This window comes from Mesorhizobium sp. ZC-5 (assembly GCF_025753855.1).
Taxonomy (GTDB): Bacteria; Pseudomonadota; Alphaproteobacteria; order Rhizobiales; family Rhizobiaceae; genus Neomesorhizobium.
In genome coordinates, this window is record NZ_JAOWPT010000004.1 from 316,117 (window position 1) to 333,131 (window position 17,015).

The 17,015-nt window shown below is 63.1% G+C and carries 13 protein-coding genes and 1 tRNA gene; 4 read left to right on the top strand and 10 right to left on the bottom strand.

Annotation, left to right across the window (positions count from 1 at the left end):
• The first annotated feature begins 193 nt into the window (after positions 1-193).
• The gene (locus OHD58_RS13670; RefSeq protein WP_263803912.1) at positions 194-1,969 is read left to right on the top strand and encodes a glucan ABC transporter ATP-binding protein/ permease; all 1,776 of its coding nucleotides are present in this window, start codon (positions 194-196) and stop codon (positions 1,967-1,969) included.
• Positions 1,970-2,034: 65 nt separating this feature from the next.
• Here the strand turns inward: OHD58_RS13670 and ligD are convergent, their stop codons facing one another.
• From ligD to OHD58_RS13700, 6 genes are all read right to left on the bottom strand, one after another.
• Entirely contained in the window at positions 2,035-4,560 is a 2,526-nt protein-coding gene (gene ligD / locus OHD58_RS13675; RefSeq protein WP_263803913.1) for a DNA ligase D, read from the bottom strand.
• A gap of 11 nt (positions 4,561-4,571) precedes the next feature.
• A complete protein-coding gene (locus OHD58_RS13680) occupies positions 4,572-5,492 on the bottom strand; it encodes a Ku protein (protein WP_263803915.1) in 921 nt (306 codons plus the stop codon).
• 296 nt (positions 5,493-5,788) lie between these two features.
• Entirely contained in the window at positions 5,789-6,538 is a 750-nt protein-coding gene (locus OHD58_RS13685; RefSeq protein ID WP_263803917.1) for an ABC transporter permease, read from the bottom strand.
• On the bottom strand, positions 6,535-7,473 hold the full coding sequence (locus OHD58_RS13690) for an ABC transporter ATP-binding protein (RefSeq protein WP_263803918.1): 939 nt from the start codon (positions 7,471-7,473) through the stop codon (positions 6,535-6,537). Before OHD58_RS13690 ends, OHD58_RS13685 begins: the two co-directional genes overlap by 4 nt.
• Positions 7,470-8,630 carry an ABC transporter permease gene (locus tag OHD58_RS13695; protein ID WP_263803919.1) on the bottom strand — a complete coding sequence of 387 codons (1,161 nt, stop codon included), beginning with the start codon at positions 8,628-8,630 and terminating at the stop codon, positions 7,470-7,472. The genes OHD58_RS13690 and OHD58_RS13695 overlap by 4 nt, the downstream gene beginning before the upstream one ends.
• A gap of 122 nt (positions 8,631-8,752) precedes the next feature.
• Positions 8,753-9,664, bottom strand: a complete 912-nt coding sequence (locus OHD58_RS13700; protein ID WP_263803920.1) for an ABC transporter substrate-binding protein — start codon at positions 9,662-9,664, stop codon at positions 8,753-8,755.
• Between the two features lie 432 nt (positions 9,665-10,096).
• Between OHD58_RS13700 and OHD58_RS13705 the strand changes: the two genes are divergently transcribed.
• Both OHD58_RS13705 and OHD58_RS13710 read left to right on the top strand, forming a co-directional pair.
• Positions 10,097-11,485 carry a pyridoxal-phosphate dependent enzyme gene (locus OHD58_RS13705; protein ID WP_263803921.1) on the top strand — a complete coding sequence of 463 codons (1,389 nt, stop codon included), beginning with the start codon at positions 10,097-10,099 and terminating at the stop codon, positions 11,483-11,485.
• Positions 11,482-12,651, top strand: coding sequence for a cystathionine gamma-synthase (locus OHD58_RS13710; protein WP_263803922.1), 1,170 nt, complete (start codon positions 11,482-11,484; stop codon positions 12,649-12,651). Before OHD58_RS13705 ends, OHD58_RS13710 begins: the two co-directional genes overlap by 4 nt.
• A gap of 252 nt (positions 12,652-12,903) precedes the next feature.
• Here the strand turns inward: OHD58_RS13710 and OHD58_RS13715 are convergent, their stop codons facing one another.
• The 3 genes from OHD58_RS13715 to OHD58_RS13725 are packed head-to-tail and all read right to left on the bottom strand — an operon-like array spanning position 12,904 to position 15,433.
• Positions 12,904-13,680 carry a MetQ/NlpA family ABC transporter substrate-binding protein gene (locus tag OHD58_RS13715; RefSeq protein WP_263804226.1) on the bottom strand — a complete coding sequence of 259 codons (777 nt, stop codon included), beginning with the start codon at positions 13,678-13,680 and terminating at the stop codon, positions 12,904-12,906.
• A gap of 36 nt (positions 13,681-13,716) precedes the next feature.
• Positions 13,717-14,382 carry a methionine ABC transporter permease gene (locus OHD58_RS13720; RefSeq protein ID WP_263803924.1) on the bottom strand — a complete coding sequence of 222 codons (666 nt, stop codon included), beginning with the start codon at positions 14,380-14,382 and terminating at the stop codon, positions 13,717-13,719.
• On the bottom strand, positions 14,372-15,433 hold the full coding sequence (locus OHD58_RS13725) for a methionine ABC transporter ATP-binding protein (RefSeq protein WP_412177219.1): 1,062 nt from the start codon (positions 15,431-15,433) through the stop codon (positions 14,372-14,374). The genes OHD58_RS13720 and OHD58_RS13725 overlap by 11 nt, the downstream gene beginning before the upstream one ends.
• Positions 15,434-15,934: 501 nt before the next feature.
• On the opposite strand from OHD58_RS13725, the gene OHD58_RS13730 reads away from it, so the two are divergent.
• A tRNA-Lys gene (locus OHD58_RS13730) sits at positions 15,935-16,010 on the top strand.
• 40 nt (positions 16,011-16,050) lie between these two features.
• Here the strand turns inward: OHD58_RS13730 and OHD58_RS13735 are convergent.
• Positions 16,051-16,962, bottom strand: a complete 912-nt coding sequence (locus tag OHD58_RS13735) for a PhzF family phenazine biosynthesis protein (RefSeq protein ID WP_263803925.1) — start codon at positions 16,960-16,962, stop codon at positions 16,051-16,053.
• Positions 16,963-17,015 lie beyond the last annotated feature (53 nt).

Here is a 17,015-nt window from a genome sequence, read left to right on the forward strand (position 1 = left end):
CTTTCTTTCGCCCCAGTGTAGCCATTTTTCCTTATTTGTCAGTTCGTTACGCGATCACATCAAATTACCAATCCTGCATATTGTTGTCCAAAACGAAGGAACCTGCGTCACCCCGAAGCATTGTAATGTCGTTCGTCAAACGGTACCTGTCACGCCATCGCACTGCACAAATTAGTCCCCGCGGGGTAGCATAGTGTCTTTGTTTCAAATCTACTTGAGAGCGCTCGGTCATCTCTCGGCAGCACCGAGGCGCGTTTTGTTCATTTGCGCGGCCAATATTGTGCTCGCGATGGTAGTCATCGCCGAGCCCATACTGTTTGGCCGGATCATCGATGCGATCGCTGAGAAGCGTGATGTCCTGCCGACGCTGACCCTCTGGGCTGGCCTGGGGGCATTCAACATTGTTGCCTTCGTGCTCGTGACGCGTGGCGCCGATCGGCTCGCTCATGCCTTACGCGTTGACGTGCTGACGCAGTCATTCGAGCGCACCATTTCCATGCCGCTCTCATGGCACCACGAACATGGCACCTCGCGCACCCTGCACACGCTGATCAGGGCCGTCGACGCCTTGTTCTCCCTCTGGCTCGATTTCATGCGCCAGCATCTGACCACCGCGGTCACACTCATGCTGATGATACCGACCGCCCTGGTCGTCGACTTGCGCATGTCGGCGGTACTGCTGTGCCTCGGCGTGGCTTACGTTGCCATCAACCGCGTGGTGATGCGCAAGACCAAGGACGGCCAGGCTTCCGTCGAGCAGCACCATCATCGCGTGTTCGCCCATGTGAGCGACACCATCGGCAACGTCTCGGTTCTGCAGAGCTATAACCGCATAGCTCACGAGACTGCCGCGCTCAAGGATTACACCAGCCAGTTGATCAAGGCGCAGAATCCGGTCCTCGACTGGTGGGCGCTTGCCGATACGCTGCGACGCCTTGCCTCCACCATCTCGATGATGATCGTCCTGTTCATCGGCGCGCTTCTGGTGACCTACGGCCAGCTGCGCATCGGCGACATCGTCATGTTCACCGGATTCGCCACGCTGCTGATCAGCCGGCTCGACCAGATCGCTACCTTCGTCAATCAGGTGTTCGAGGCGCGCGCCAAGCTCGTCGATTTCTATGAACTGCAGGATGCTTCCGCCATGCGCAGCGAGCCTGAAGGCCAGCGCGAATTGCCGAAGGTCACCGGCCATATCCGCTTCGAGAATGTCGAATTTACATTCCCGAACTGCGGCCAGGGCGTCCACGACGTCTCGTTCGAGGTACAGGCCGGCGAGACGATCGCCATCGTCGGCCCGACCGGCGCGGGCAAGACGACGCTGATCAATCTGCTGCAGCGTGTCTACGATCCCGATGAAGGACGCATTCTCATCGACGGCATCGACACCCGTAAGGTGAGCCGCAAATCGTTGCGCCAGTCGATTGCCAGCGTTTTTCAGGATGCCGGCCTGTTCAACCGCAGCATCGAGGACAACATCCGCGTCGGCTGCGAGAGCGCGAGCTATCATGAAGTTCACGCCGCCGCCGAGGCTGCTGCCGCGCAGGACTTCATCCTCTCGAAGAGCGAGGGTTACGACACCATAGTCGGCGAGCGCGGCGGCCAGTTGTCCGGCGGCGAGCGCCAGCGTATCGCCATCGCCCGTGCCGTCCTTAAAGACGCGCCGATCCTGGTACTCGACGAAGCGACCAGCGCGCTGGACGTCGAGACCGAGGCGCGCGTCAAGGAAGCCATCGACCGGCTTCGCCAGGGCCGCACCACCTTCATCATCGCTCACCGCCTGACCACGGTGCGCGACGCGGACCGGGTCATCTTCATGGATAACGGCCACATCATCGAGTCGGGCGCCTTTAACGAACTGGCCGTCAGCAATGGCCGCTTCGCCGGCCTGCTGCGCGCCGGCGGTCTGCTCAACGACGAGGAGGTGCGCCGTCTCAGCCGCATTTCCATTCCGGTCGAAGCCGCCTGAGCGGAGAAGCAGATCAAAAAGCCGGGCGGTGCCCGGCTTTTTTCATTTCATCGATATCCGACAGGTCAGCGGCCGTTCAAGGCCAGAAGCTTGCGGCTCTTCTCGTAATCCTTCCATGGATCGTCCTTCGCCAGCTCCTTCGCGAAGACCTTGTCGCCGAGCTTGAATTCTCCAGGCGACAGCTTGTCCAGCGCCTCCCATGGCACCGGCATCGAAACGGTAGCGCCTGCCTTGGCTCGGCTTGAGTAGGCAACCACCGTAGTCGAGCCGCGGCCGTTGCGGAGGTAGTCGATGAAGATACGGCCCTGGCGCGCTTTCTTCGACAGCGTCGCCGTATAGCGTTCCGGATTGGTCTGTTCCATGGCGCGCGCGAAATCATGCGCGAACGTTTTTACCGTCGCCCAGTCGGCCTTCGGCTTCAGCGGCACCACGACGTGGAAACCCTTGCCGCCGGACGTCTTCAAAAAATTCGGCAGTTCGAGATCGTCGAGCCGCTGCTTTACATCGAGCGTGGCGGCGCGCACATCCCCGACCCCCAGGCCTTCGTCAGGGTCGAGATCGAAGACGATCTGGTCCGGTGTAGCGATCTTGTCGACCGTCGAGCCCCAGATGTGGATTTCGACGACGCCGAGCTGTACGAGCGCGGCGATCCCGTCGAAATCGCGGACGAACAATATCTCCTCATTGTCCTCCGGATCGTGAGACTTGAGGATTGATTTGTGCATGCCGGGCATGGCGTGCTTCTGGAAGAAGCGCTGACCCTTGACGCCGTCCGGCGCGCGCACCAGCGCCAGCGGCCTATCGACGACATACTGCTTCATGCGCGGCCATACCGCGGCATAATGGTCGAGCAGATCCTGCTTGGTTATCCCCTCATCGGGCCACAGCTTCTTGTCGGGGCTGGACAGCTCGACCGAGGTTTCGGGCCGCGCAGCCGCCGAAGCCTTGCCGCTCCCGTCCGGCTTTCCCTGCCCCGCCTTCGATTTCTTCGCCGGCTCCGGCTTTTCCACGACGACCTCCTCTGCCGGCTTGTCTTCGCGCAAGCCCTGGAATGAAGCGTGACGGATGCTACCGCCCCTTGTCCAGGAACGGAACTCGATTTCGGCGACAAGTTCCGGCTTGACCCACACCACGCCCTTTTCCCTGGCCACGGCACCATCGAAAGCCGAGGTTTTCGTGCGGATGGCATCGAGCTTCTTCTTGAGATCATTGGTCGCGTTGCCGGCAAAACCGGTGCCGACACGCCCCGTCGATTTCAGCGCGCCGTCTTCATGGTAGCCAATGACGAGCGAACGAAGCCCCCTGCCCGCTGCTTGCGAAGGTACGTAGCCTGCGATCACGAACTCCTGCCGCAGCGTGCATTTGGACTTGATCCAGTCATGACCACGGCCGCTGCTGTAGGGTGCGTCGGCACGCTTGGAGACGATGCCCTCCAGCCCCATGCGGCAGGCATGGGCCAGCATGACTTTGCCCGGTTCGGAAAAATGCTCGCTGAAACGGACCGCGCCTTCTTCGTCGCGGTCTTTCAGGAGATCGCGAAGCCGCTCCTTGCGTTCGGCCAGCGGCGCCGGGGTAAGGTCGGCGCCGTCGAGATGAAGCAGATCGAAGACATAGAAGATCATGCGCTCGGGGCGCTTCTCAGACAGTGCCAGTTGCAACTCGGAAAACGCCGAGACGCCGTTGTCTCCAAGCACAACGACCTCGCCATCGATTATGGCAGCGTCGAGATCGAGCCCGGCAAGCAAGTCCGGGATCGCCTTGCCGAACTTGTGCGTCCAGTCGAGCCCGGTGCGTGTAAAGAGCTTTACCTCGCCGCCCGCGACATGCGCCTGCATGCGGTAACCGTCGAACTTCACCTCGTGCAGCCATTCGTCACCGGCAGGCGGCCTGTCCTGCAACCGCGCCAGACATGGCGGGATGAAATCCGGCATTGTCGCCGCCTTCGACCGCTTCTTTGCCGCCCCTTTGGCCGGCTTTGATTTCGATTTGGCAGCCGGCTTGGCGCGTCGCTGCATCGTCCGCCCTTCGGCGACATCCTCGATCGTCAGGCCGGACTTCACCGATTCCGGCGCTTCCTCGAGAATATCGCCCTTGCGGCGGGCAAACTCGTCATCGGACTTGATCAGCAGCCAGTTGTCGCGCTTTTCCTTGGGTCGCCGCTTCAGGCGGACCAGATGCCAGGTGCCGTTCAGCTTGTTGCCTTTCAGCTCGAACCGCAGATGGCCTTTCTTCATCCCGGCCGCCGGATCGCCTTCCGGTTCCCAGGTCCCGTCGTCCCAGACGATGACCGCGCCGCCGCCATACTGCCCCTTCGGGATATTGCCTTCGAACGAACGGTAATCGAAGGGATGGTCCTCGACATGCACGGCAAGCCGCTTCTCCGAAGGGTCGAGACTCGGGCCGCGCGTCACCGCCCAACTCCAAAGGACGCCGCCATGTTCGAGGCGGAGATCGTAGTGGAGGCGCGTCGCATCATGCTTGTGAACGACAAAGATGCCGCCGGCGGATTTCCGCTTCGCCTTGCCCTTTCCAGACGGCTCGCTGGTAACTTTGAAGTCCCGTTTGGCGTTGTATTGTTCGAGATCGGCCATTGCTGCCGCCCTCAGGCGGATTTCCGCTTCTTCGATGTTTCGCGTTTTGCGGTGCTCTTCTTCGCGGTTCGGGAGGTTCGGGCCTTGGCCTTCGACTTTGAAGGTTTGCGCCCATCCCTCGACGCTCCTTCGCCGCCTCCATCCTTCTCCGAACCCAGGCTCTTCTTCAGCGCGTCGAAAAGATTGACCACATTGGACGGCTTGGTCTCGCTGGGGCTTTTCTTTGGCTTCGGCGCCTTGCGGCCCGCCTTCTTGGAACGCACCAGTTCCATCAGCGCCGCCTCGTACTTGTCCTCGAATTTCGACGGATCGAATTTCGCATCCTTCTTGTCGACGAGGCGGGTCGCCAGGTCGATCATCTTCTTGTCGAGCTTCGGCTCGCCGATATCGCCGAAAACGTCGTCCGGCTGACGCACTGTCTTGTCGTAGCGCAAGGTGGTGAGCAGCATGCCCTTTTCGAACGGCTCGATGACGACGGGACGCTCGCGCCGCCACAGGACGATGCGCGCCAGCCCGGCCATCTTCTTGTCCGCCAGCGCCTGCCGGATCACCGCGAACGCTTCCTCCGAGACTTCGTCGGCCGGCGTCAGGTAATAGGGCGTGTCCAGGTAGATCTTGTCTATGTCGGCTTTTTCCACGAACCGCTCGAGGTTGAGCGTGTGGGAGGACTCGATCTGCACCGCCTCGATTTCGTCCTCTTCGATCAGCACGAACTTGTCGCCGCCGGTCTCGTATCCCTTGACCTCGTTCTTCTCGTCGATGGGCTTGCCGCTATCCGCGTCCACATATTGCCGGCGAACGGTGTTGCCGGTTTTCCGATTGATGACGCGGAAGGAGATTTTTTCGCTTTCGCTGACGGCATTGGAGAGTTCGACGGCACAGGTGACAAGCGAAAGCTTGAGGTAGCCTTTCCAGGCGGGACGTGGAGCCATCGATGCATTCCTTGATCCGCGGCATCGGATCGCATGCCGCAACCCTTGCGTAACGCCCTTTCGGAAGGCCGGTTCCGTCGGCCGGTCAAAGAAAAAGCCGACCTTGCGGCCGGCTTTGAATTGAGACGGCAGGCATGGGGGTGGGTGGGGGGATCGCCGGCCGTCGGATGCATAAATGCGCAGCCCCGGAGAAGGTTCCACAAAAAATCATTTTTTTCCAAAAAACTTTTCGGCCTGCTTTTTGAAGCGGAAATGGGCGCAAATCGGGGTGAACCTGTTCCACGTCTTGCGCACCTTTATCCGGCCAGTCGCCCGGTCCGCCGCGCCGCCAAGCGTTCGAGCGCGCTGAACGCGTCGTAGATCAGCACCGCCAGAACCGCGACGATCAGGCCGCCCTGCAGCACAAAGGCGAGATTGTTGGAGAGCAGGCCGGCAATGATCACTTCGCCCAAGGTCTTGGCCGCAACCGTCGAGCCGATTGTCGCGGTGGCAAGGCTGATCACCACGGAAAGCCGGATGCCGGCGAGGATGACCGGCAGCGCCAGCGGCAGCTCGACCCGGGTCAGCCGCTGCCAGCTGGTCATGCCGACGCCCTTCGCCGCCTCGACCACCGGCTGCGGCAGCGTCGTCAGCCCGGTCAGCGAATTTTCGAAGATCGGCAGCAGCCCATAGAGAAAAAGCGCGATCAGCGTCGGCTTCTCGCCAAAACCGACCGCCGGCACGGCCAGCGCCAGCACCGCGACCGGCGGAAAGGTCTGGCCGATGTTCACCAGGCTGCGCGACAACGGCAAAAACTCGGCGCCGAATGGCCGCGTGACCAGGATCGCCAGCGCCACCGCGACGACGATCGCCGCGATCGTCGCGATGGCAACGGTGCGCAGGTGCAGCAAGGTCAGCGACAGCAGGCTGCCCTGATTGTAGATCGCCGGCGCGTTGTTCTCGGTCAGCGGCTTGAACAGCGGCTCGAACCATTGCGGCTCGACGATGAAGACCACCAGAAGGATGAGGGCCGCCAGCCGGAGCAGCGTCGGGATCGACAGGCTCATGCCGGCCTCTCTGCCCGCTTGACCAGCCCTTTGACCGTCACCTTGCCCAAGCTGGCGCCGTCATCGCCTTTCACCGGCAGCGCCGGACGACCCGACCACAACAGTTCCGCCAGCGCGTCGCGCTGCGTCGCGGTCGCAGGGATCGCCTCGCCTTCCGCCTTGCCCGGTTCGACCGCGTCGCCGACTGCTCCAAGCGACAGCAGCTTGAACGGCCGCTCGCCGGTGCCGATCAGCGTTTCCACGAATTCCGTCGCCGGCTTCGCCAGGATTTCGGCCGGCGGCGCGTATTGCACCAGCCTGCCGGCATCCATGACAGCTATCTTGTGGCCGAGGTGGATTGCCTCTTCCATGTCGTGCGTGACCAGGATGATGGTGGTGCCGAAACGTTTCTGGATCGCCAGCAGGTCGTCCTGCGCCTTGGCGCGGATGATCGGGTCGAGCGCGCCGAACGGTTCGTCCATCAGGAGCACATTGGGTTCCGCGGCAAGCGCCCGCGCCACGCCGACGCGCTGCTGCTGGCCACCCGACAATTCATGCGGATAGCGTGGCCCGAAATCGCCAGGGTCGAGCTGGAACAGCGTCAGAAGCTCGTCGACCCGTGCGGAAATCCGCGCCTTGTCCCAGCCGAGCAACGTCGGCACGGTGGCAATATTCTCGGCAACGGTGCGGTGCGGAAACAGGCCATGCCCTTGGATCGCATAGCCGATGCTGCGGCGAAGCTGGTGGCCGGGCAGCGAGCGGTTGTCGACGCCGTCGAGCTTGATCGTCCCGGAGGTCGGCTCGACCAGCCGGTTGATCATCCGGAGCAGCGTCGTCTTGCCGGAGCCGGAGGTGCCGACGATTGCCGCAACGGTGCGCGGCTCGATCACCAGCGACACATCGTCGACCACCGCAGTCTCGCCATAACGCTTGGTGAGGTTTTCGATCTCGATCATGCGGCCCGGCCCTTGTTGGTCTGGGTGAGTTCGATAATGGCGTCAAGCACGACGGCCGCCGCGAAGGCCAGCGCTACCGTCGGCACGGCGCCAAGCAGCACCAGGTCCATCGCCGTCTGGCCGATGCCCTGGAAGACGAAGACGCCGAAACCACCGCCCCCGATCAGCGCGGCGATCGTGGCGAGGCCGATGTTCTGCACCAGCACGATGCGGATGCCGGTGAGGATCACCGGGAAGGCCAGCGGAAACTCGACCTGGAAGAGGCGCTGGGTATCGGTCATACCCATGCCGCGCGCTGCGTCGTTGGCGGCGCGGGGAACGCCTGCCAGCCCGACCACCGTGTTGGCGACGACGGGCAGCAGCGAATAGAGAAACAGCGCCACGAAGGCAGGCGCGGTGCCGATGCCCCGGATGCCGACTGCCGCGGCTCCCGGCACGTTGACGGCGATCCAGCCAAGCGGCGCAATGAGCAGGCCGAACAGCGCGATCGACGGGATGGTCTGGACGATGTTCAGGACATTGAGCACCGCATCGCGCAAGTTGTCGACGCGGTGGCAGAGAATACCGAGTGGAATGCCGACGATGACGGCTGCTGCAAGCGAACCCAGCGCCAGCGTCACATGCTTGCCGGCCTCTGCCCAGAAACTGTCGGCGCGGTTGGCATATTCCTTGAGGATCGACAGCCCGTCCCAACCGCCGAGGAACAGCAACAGCCAGATTGCGACGGCCACGATCGCCAGCGCGCCGATACGCGCCAGCGGCGTCAGTTGCAGGCGGGTCAGCGCATCGGCGGCGAGCAGCGCGAAGGCGAAGAGCAACAGCCAGAAACCGGAGGCCGGCGACACACGGGCATAGGTGTTGCCTTCCGGCGTCAAAAAAAGCGCCGCAACGCCGATCAGCACCGCCAGCGTTACCAGCGCGGCAACCGCCGCGCCAAGACGGATGAGTGCCGGTGTCTTCAACAAGGCTGCGAGGCCGGCGATGCCGAGGATCGTGAAAAGCAGGATGCCCGCCCAGCCAGGCAGTGCCTCAAGAATGCTCCGTGCTTCGCCGGGCACGATGCGGTTGGCGCGGAAGGTCGCGAACGGCGCCAGCAATGCTCCGTAAGCGACGATCAGGGCGATGACGACGCCGAGCTTGTCGAGGCGGAGATTCATTGGATCGTCTCGCATTCACGAGATGCGTCCCATTCCTTCGCGTGTGGGCGAGATGTCTGGCAGGACAGAGGGGGGCGCCGTAGAGCACCCACCTTGTCTTTTACCGGGATCAACGCGGCCGCCTACTTCAGGAACCCGTTCTTCTTCAAAAAGTCCTCGGCCACAGCCTTGGCCGGTTCGCCGCCGACCTGCACGCGGCCGTTGAGATCCTGCAGCGTGACGAGGTCGAGTTTTTCGAACACCGGCTTCAGCAGTTCCTCGATCTTCGGGTTTTCCTTCAGCACCGCCTCGCGGATGATCGGCGCCGGCTGGTAGACCGGCTGCACGCCCTTGTCGTCCTCCAGCACCACGAGGCCGGACGGCGCGATGCCGCCGTCGGTGCCGTAGACCATCGCGGCATTGGCGCCGTTGGTCTGGTTGGCGGCCGCCGCGATCGTCGCCGCCGTATCGCCACCCGACAGCGTGATCAGCTGCTCCGGCTTCAGCGTAAAGCCGTAGGTCGTCTGGAAGGCTGGCAGAGCCGCCGCCGAATTCACGAATTCCGAAGAAGCCGCGAGGATCACCTCCCCGCCGCCGGCGACATATTTGCCGAAGTCGGAAAGCGTTGCCAGCTTGTTGGTCTCGGCGACATCCTTGCGCAGCGCGATCGCCCAGGTGTTGTTGGCGGGCGACGGCGACAGCCAGACGATCTTGTTGGCGTCGTAGTCGAGCTTTTTCGCGGTTTCATAGGCTTTGGCGGCATCCTTCCACACCGGGTCGTCTGCCTTCTCGAAGAAGAACGCAGCGTTACCGGTGTATTCGGGATAGATGTCGATCTCGCCGGCGGTGATCGCCTTGCGCACCACCGGCGTGCCGCCGAGCTGGATGCGGTCGGTGGTGGGAATGCCGTTGGCGTTCAGCACCGATAGGATGATGTTGCCGAGCACGCCGCCCTCGGTGTCGATCTTCGAGGAGACGACGACCTGCGCATTGGCGGCGCCGGCGGTCAGGCCGAGTGCCAGCACGGCACCGGCAAGCTTCTTTTTCAGGGACATGGCGGGATTTCCTTTGCTTGAGACTGAGGATGCCGTTTGACCATGAGGGGAATGTCCTGTCGGGGCATCCGGTTTCATATTCGCCGCGACCGGCGCAAAAAATCGCTCTCAAGGGCCATGCGGCCGCTCAACCCCTAACTTAGCCCGTCCTCTCATTCGGGCAATGGCCGGTTCGCCATTCTGCTGACAGGCGGCACCATGCCCATTGCAAATCCGCCGTGGGAATGAATTTCCAACGAAATGCAAATTGTTGGTCCAACCTGTCTTTGCTGTCTTGATTGCATGGCTAGAAAGGCAAAATTCTACCGAAAAGGCTGATGCCGCCGAGAATCTGGCCAACCGGGAGATGCCGAGGCAGCGGCCGGAAATCGCCTGTGATAGTGTCCGGAGAGACGCCGCGAACCGCGAGAAAAGATTGGAGAAAACGCCGACATGACCCGTTTGCGCGCACCCTATTCTTCGGTCCTCGACCTGATCGGCGAAACGCCAATCGTCGAGCTCACCAAATTCGACACCGGCAAATGCCGGCTGTTCATCAAGCTGGAGAGCCAGAACCCCGGCGGCTCGATCAAGGATCGCATCGCGCTGTCGATGATCGCCGATGCCGAGCGTTACGGGCGCCTCTCGCCCGGCGGCACCATCGTCGAGGCGACCGCCGGCAACACCGGTCTCGGCCTCGCCCAGGTCGGCATCCCGAAGGGCTACCGCATCATCCTGGTCGTGCCCGACAAGATGAGCCGCGAAAAGATCCAGCACCTGCGCGCGCTCGGCGCAGAGGTACGGCTCACCCGCTCGGACGTCGGCAAGGGTCACGCCGAGTACTACCAGGACATGGCGGAAAAGCTGGCCGCCGAAATACCCGGCGCCTTCTATGTCAACCAGTTCGCCAACCCCGCCAACCCGCTGGCTCACGAAACCACCACCGGACCGGAGATCTGGGAGCAGCTCGGCCAGGATATCGACGCCGTGGTCGTCGGCGTCGGCTCGGGCGGCACGCTGACCGGCCTCGGGCGGTTCTTCCGGAAAAACTCGCCGAGGACGGAAATGGTGCTCGCCGACCCGGTCGGCTCGGTACTGGCGCCGCTGATCAAGACCGGCAAGACGGTGGAAGCCGGCAGCTGGACGGTCGAGGGCATCGGCGAGGATTTCGTGCCGCCCAACGCCGACCTGTCATTGGTAGGCAAAGCCTATTCGATCCCCGACAAGCAGAGCATGCTGGCGGTGCGTGATCTCCTGTCGCGCGAGGGTATCCTTGCCGGCTCTTCGTCCGGCACGCTGCTTGCCGCGGCACTTCGCTACTGCCGCGAGCAGAAGACGGCCAAGCGCGTCGTCACCTTCGTCTGCGATAGCGGCAACAAATATTTGTCGAAAGTATTCGACGATTTCTGGCTGGCCGAACAGGGCCTGTCGGAGGTCGAGCATCACGGCGATCTGCGCGACCTCGTCGCCCGTTCGCACCGCGAGGGCGGCACCGTGTTCGTCGGCCCCGACGACACGCTGCTCACCGCCTATGGCCGCATGCGCCGCGGCGACGTTTCGCAATTGCCGGTGCTTGAAGATGGCAAACTGGTCGGCATCGTCGACGAAAGCGACATCCTGTCGGTCGTCGACGGTCCTTACGACAGCCGCTGGGACCGTTTCGGCGCCCCGGTCAAAACCGCGATGGCCTCCGACCTGCACACGCTCCAGGCGACGCAGACGCTTGAGGCGCTGCTGCCGGTTTTCGAACGCAACGAGGTTGCCATAGTCTTCGACAAGGACGAGTTTGTCGGCCTCATCACCCGCATCGACCTCATCAACCATCTGAGACGCAGCAAATGACGGAACACCGCAAGAACCGCCTCGCCTTCTCGACGCGCACCATTCACGGCGGGCAGAACCACGACCCGACCACCGGCGCGGTGATGGTGCCGATCTATGCGACCTCGACCTATGCGCAGCAGAGCCCCGGCGTGCACAAGGGTTTTGAATACGCGCGCAGCCAGAACCCGACCCGCATGGCCTTCGAGCGCGCCATCGCCGATCTGGAAAGCGGCAGCGCCGGCTTTGCCTTCGCCTCCGGCCTTGCCGGCATCGCCACCGTGTTCGAACTGCTCGACGCCGGCGCCCATATCGTCGCCACCGACGACATCTATGGCGGCACGTTTCGGCTGCTGGAACGTGTCCGCAAGCGCTCGGCGGGGTTTTCGGTGAGTTTCGTCGATTTCACCGACTTGGCCGCGGTCGAGGCAGCGATCCGCCCCGAAACGAAGATGCTGTGGGTGGAAACGCCGACCAATCCGCTTTTGCGCATTGTCGACCTCGAAGGCGTCGCCGCGCTCGCCAAGCGCAAGAATCTGATTTCGGTCGCCGACAACACGTTCTGCAGCCCCTATCTGCAGCGGCCGCTGGAACTCGGCATCGACATCGTCGTCCACTCGACCACCAAATATCTGAACGGCCATTCCGACATGGTCGGCGGCTCGGTCATCGTCGGCGACAACGCCGATCTCAAGGATCGCATGAAGTTCCTGCAGAATGCCGTCGGCGCGATCTCCGGCCCGTTCGACAGTTTTCTGGCCCTGCGTGGCATCAAGACCTTGGCGCTGCGCATGGAGCGCCACTCCGCCAATGGCGCGAAGATCGCCGAATGGCTGGAGGCCCGGCCGGATGTGCGCCGCGTCGTCTATCCCGGCCTGCCGAGCCACCCGCAGCATGCCATCGCCAAGGTGCAGATGTTTCACTTCGGCGGCATGATCACCGTCGAACTCGACCGCGACCTCGCCGCCACCAAGCGCTTTCTCGAGCATACGCAGCTGTTCACGCTGGCCGAGAGCCTAGGCGGCGTCGAAAGCCTGATTGAGCACCCTGCCCTGATGACGCACGGCTCTATCCCGGCCGAGAAGCGCGCCGAGATCGGCATCTCCGATTCGCTGGTCAGGCTGTCATGCGGCATCGAGGACGCCGACGACCTGATCGCCGACCTGGCGCAGGCGCTCGGCGCCTGAGACCAGCGGGTCGTAACTTTCGACCGCTAGCGCCGCCCCTCACCCTTACCCTCTCCCCGTAAGAACGGGGAGAGGGGGCGCCGGCGTCGCGGCCAGCCGTCTTCTCCCCGTCCTTACGGGGAGAAGGTCCCGGCGGGGGGATGAGGGGCGGCGCGAGCGCTCAAAAATTACAGCCGCCGGTATGCATCCCCAAACAAAAAACGCGGAAGCCAGGCTCCCGCGCTCTCCAATTCCACGCCCCAAGGGCAAAAATTACCAGCTGGTGACGACGGCGCCCTTGAATGTCTCGTCGACAAACGCCTTCACTTCCGGCGTGTGGTAGGATTCGACCAGCGTCTTCACCCACGGCGCATCCTTGTCCGCCGTCTTCACCGCGATCAGGTTGACATAAGGTGCCTTGGCGCCTTCCGTCAGGATCGCATCGGTCGGTTGAAGGCCGGCTTCCACGGCGTAATTGCCGTTGACGGCCGAGGCGTCGACATCGTCCAGCGAGCGCGGCAGCTGCGCGGCATCCAGTTCGACGAATTTGAAGTTCTTCTTGTTTTCGGTGACATCGGCCGGGCCGACTTTCAGCCCCTTGGCTTCGTCGAGCTTGATGAAGCCCTTGTCGGCAAAGATGAGCAGCGCGCGGCCGCCATTGGTCGGATCGTTGGGAATGCCGATGGTAGCGCCGTCCGGCAGCTCATCGACGCTCTTCACCTTCTTCGAATAGATGCCCATCGGGAAATTCACGGTATAGCCGACATCAACGATGTCGTATTTGCGGTCGGCGATCTGGTTGTCGAGATAGGGCTTGTGCTGGAACGAATTGGCGTTGAGTTCGCCGTCGTTCAGCGCCTGGTTCGGCACGACATAGTCCGAAAACTCCAGGATCTCGATGTCGAGCCCCTTGGTTGCCGCGATCTCCTTCACCTTTTCGAGGATCTGCGCGTGCGGTCCGGGCGTCGCTCCGATCTTGATGGTCTCCGCCGCCGCGGCGCTCGCACCGAGCAGCACCGCCAGCCCTGCGGCGATGAGTGTTTTCTTCAGCATGGGTAGTCTCCGTTTCTTCCTGGGAGGATAAAATCAGCGCGGGCGTGAGCGCTTGTCGAAACGCCGCGCCAGCATGTCGCCGGCGCTCTGCACCGCCTGCACCAGCACGATCAGCACAATCACCACGGCGGCCATGACGTCCGGCATGAAGCGCTGGTAGCCGTAGCGAATGCCGAGATCGCCGAGCCCGCCGCCGCCGACCGCTCCAACCATCGCCGAGTAGCCGATCAGGCTGACGACGGTCAGCGTCAGCGCCAGCGTGATGCCGGGCCGCGCCTCGGCGAGCAGCACCTTGGTGACGATCTGCAGCGGGCTGGCGCCCATCGCGCGCGCCGCCTCGATCAGTCCGGGATCGACCTCGCGGATTGCCGCCTCGACCAGCCGCGCCACGAACGGCACCGTCGCCACCGTCAGCGGCACGATCGCAGCGCTTGTACCGATCGAGGTGCCTGCGACCAGCCGCGTGAAGGGGATGATCGCAACGACAAGAATGATGAACGGCGTCGAGCGGGTGGCATTGACGATAGCGCCGAGTACCTTGTTGGCGGCAGGCGCCGCGTAAAGCTCGCCACGGCCGCTGGTGGCCAGGAAGACGCCGAGCGGCACGCCGACCAGCGAGCCGATGAGCCCGGCAATCGCCACCATGTAAAGCGTCTGGCCGGTGGACTGCAGGAGAAGCTTGAAAATCTCAGGCGACATGGCCGAGCACCTCCGTTTGCAACCCCTGCCCCGCCAGATGCTTTTCGGCCTTGGCCAGCGTTTTTGATTCCCCGGCGATGGAAACCACCAGCGAGCCGAATGGCCGCCCGCCGATCTCGTCGATGGCGCCGGCCAGGATATTGACCTCGACGCCGGTCACCTGCCCCAGCCGCGACAGGATCGGCTGTGTCGCGCTGTCGCCGGCGAAGCTGATGCGCAGGACCGCGCGGCTGCCGGCGCTCGGCTCCGGCCGCAACTGTTCGGCGAGGAAGGCGGGCAGCCGGAGGCTCGGCAGTCCGGCAAGCAGCGCCCGCGTCGTCTCGTGCTTCGGCGCGCTCAATATGTCGAACGTGGTGCCGCGCTCGACGATTGCGCCGCGGTCGATGACGGCGACCTGGTCGGCAACGGTCTTCACCACCTCCATCTCATGCGTGATCAGAAGCACTGTAAGCCCGAGTTCGGTGTTGATCTGCTTGAGCAGCGCAAGGATCGACCGCGTTGTTTCCGGATCGAGCGCCGACGTCGCTTCATCGGACAGAAGCAGCTTCGGCTGCGTTGCCAGGGCCCGGGCGATGCCGACACGCTGTTTCTGGCCACCCGAAAGCTCGGACGGATAACGGTCGCGCTTGTCGGTGAGCCCGACCAGCCCGAGCAGCGGCGTCACCCGCGCCTCGATGACACGTCGGTCGACGCCGGCGATCTCCAGCGGCAAGGCTATGTTCTGGTAGGCGGTGCGCGAGGACAGAAGATTGAAATGCTGGAACACCATGCCGATCGAGCGGCGCACATCACGCAATCTGTCCTCACCGAGTGCCGCGACATCCACGCCATCGACGATGACGCGGCCCGAACTCGGCTTTTCCAGCCCGTTGACCAGCCGGATCAGCGTCGACTTGCCGGCGCCCGACCGGCCGATGATGCCGGTGACGGAGCCTCGCGGGACATCGAGCTCGATGGCGTCGAGCGCCACGACTTCCGCGCTCGAGCGATTGGCGGGGAATCGTTTCGAAACTGCCTCGAACGAGACCATTGCATTTGCGGGGACACTCATGCGGTCATTTTTAGCCGAAGCGCCGGCCGCAGCAAACTCGGCACGGTTCTCGCCACCCGCCGCAATTGCGGTCCTGCTCAGGATTGACGGGGCCGGAGGATTTCCGGCCAGCACGGTATTCATCGAAACATTTTCCCTGGCCGATGGAGGCGAAGCGGCATTGCCTTAGCCCGGAGCTTGACAGCACGCCGGACGAGTGCGGAACCTACCGCAGGCGCGAAGCCGATCACACACGCGGCAGTTCCATTTTTCCTGGATTTGAGGGAACGGGGTTCCACGCCTGGCGGCAATGGTGAACCGTCGTTGCCGTCACGCAGCGAAACCTCCCATGCCAGCACGCCGCAAGCCGGCAAATCGGGTGAGTTGCAACCGCTGCGGAAAAATGCGGACCCGAAGAAAAGCGCGTTATCCCTGTCCCTGCGACCGAATGCGCGGCCGAGGGGCTGGACAGGCTGGAACGGTGTGGGTATATGCGCGCCATCCGCCACTTCCGCGGCGTGTGGGTGCGTAGCTCAGTTGGTAGAGCAGCTGACTCTTAATCAGCGGGTCACAGGTTCGATCCCTGTCGCACCCACCAAAACTTTCCGCTGGTATTTCAATCTAATAAAAGAAAAACTTCACGCAAACAGCGTGCCTTCAGCCACCTTCCTGGCGAGGCCGCCGATGCGCGCCGCCGTCATTGCGCCTCCAGTTACGTCGATTTCCAGCCGGATCGACGACGGCCGGCCCATCTCGATGCCTTGTTCGATCCAGAATTGCGACGGTCCATCGACCGGCCGGTCGAATTTCATGATCGCGCCGGTGAGCGCGGCCACCGCCGATCCCGTGGCCGGATCCTCGATAATGCCGTCGTAAGGCCCGAACATGCGCGCGTGGAATGACGAACCATGGTTCACCGTCTCGCGGCAATAGACGTAGGGCGATGTGATGATGCCTCCGATCACCGGCGTCAGTTCGAGCCAGAGATCGGTGTTCATGCGCACCTTGGCGGCTTCCGCCAGCCCGCGCACCGGCACGGTGGCGTATGGAACGCCGGCCGACCAAGCGCCGACGACATGGTTCTCGAAGCCGATGTCCTGCGGTTCGAGCCCAAGCGCTGCTGCCACGGCTTCGGGCAGTGCCGGGAAACCGACCGGCTGCGCCAGCCGCGGCAGGTCGAACTCGGCGAAGGCGCCGCCCTTGCCATGGGTTATGGCGCAGCGTACCGCGCCGACCTTTTCCTCGAGCACGAAGATGCCGGTTTCAGCCGCTCCGTCGCCATCCCGCTCGGTCAGGGCGATCGCGGCGCCGACCGTCGGGTGGCCGGCGAACGGCAGTTCGTTGCCCGGCGTGAAAATGCGGATATTGGCCCGGTGCGCTGGGTTTCCAGGCGGCAGCACGAACACCGTTTCCGACAGGTTGAACTCGCGGGCAATGGCCTGCATGGCGGCCGCGTCGAGCCCATCGGTATCGAAGACGACGGCCAGCGGATTGCCCGTCAGGACCTTGTCGGTGAAGACATCGTAGACGGCATAAGTTCGGCCTTTCATGCGTTTCTCCCTCATTCGATCGCCATCGCATTCCAAACATGAGCGAAATTTAA

Bases quoted from the DNA above. Each gene is read 5' to 3' on its own strand.
- OHD58_RS13725 (WP_412177219.1), bottom strand. From the start codon at position 15,433: ATGAGTGTCCCCGCAAATGCAATGGTCTCGTTCGAGGCAGTTTCGAAA.
- ligD (WP_263803913.1), bottom strand. From the start codon at position 4,560: ATGGCCGATCTCGAACAATACAACGCCAAACGGGACTTCAAAGTTACC.
- OHD58_RS13735 (WP_263803925.1), bottom strand. From the start codon at position 16,962: ATGAAAGGCCGAACTTATGCCGTCTACGATGTCTTCACCGACAAGGTC.
- OHD58_RS13710 (WP_263803922.1), top strand. From the start codon at position 11,482: ATGACGGAACACCGCAAGAACCGCCTCGCCTTCTCGACGCGCACCATT.
- OHD58_RS13705 (WP_263803921.1), top strand. From the start codon at position 10,097: ATGACCCGTTTGCGCGCACCCTATTCTTCGGTCCTCGACCTGATCGGC.
- OHD58_RS13680 (WP_263803915.1), bottom strand. From the start codon at position 5,492: ATGGCTCCACGTCCCGCCTGGAAAGGCTACCTCAAGCTTTCGCTTGTC.
- OHD58_RS13690 (WP_263803918.1), bottom strand. From the start codon at position 7,473: ATGATCGAGATCGAAAACCTCACCAAGCGTTATGGCGAGACTGCGGTG.
- OHD58_RS13700 (WP_263803920.1), bottom strand. From the start codon at position 9,664: ATGTCCCTGAAAAAGAAGCTTGCCGGTGCCGTGCTGGCACTCGGCCTG.
- OHD58_RS13685 (WP_263803917.1), bottom strand. From the start codon at position 6,538: ATGAGCCTGTCGATCCCGACGCTGCTCCGGCTGGCGGCCCTCATCCTT.
- OHD58_RS13695 (WP_263803919.1), bottom strand. From the start codon at position 8,630: ATGAATCTCCGCCTCGACAAGCTCGGCGTCGTCATCGCCCTGATCGTC.
- OHD58_RS13720 (WP_263803924.1), bottom strand. From the start codon at position 14,382: ATGTCGCCTGAGATTTTCAAGCTTCTCCTGCAGTCCACCGGCCAGACG.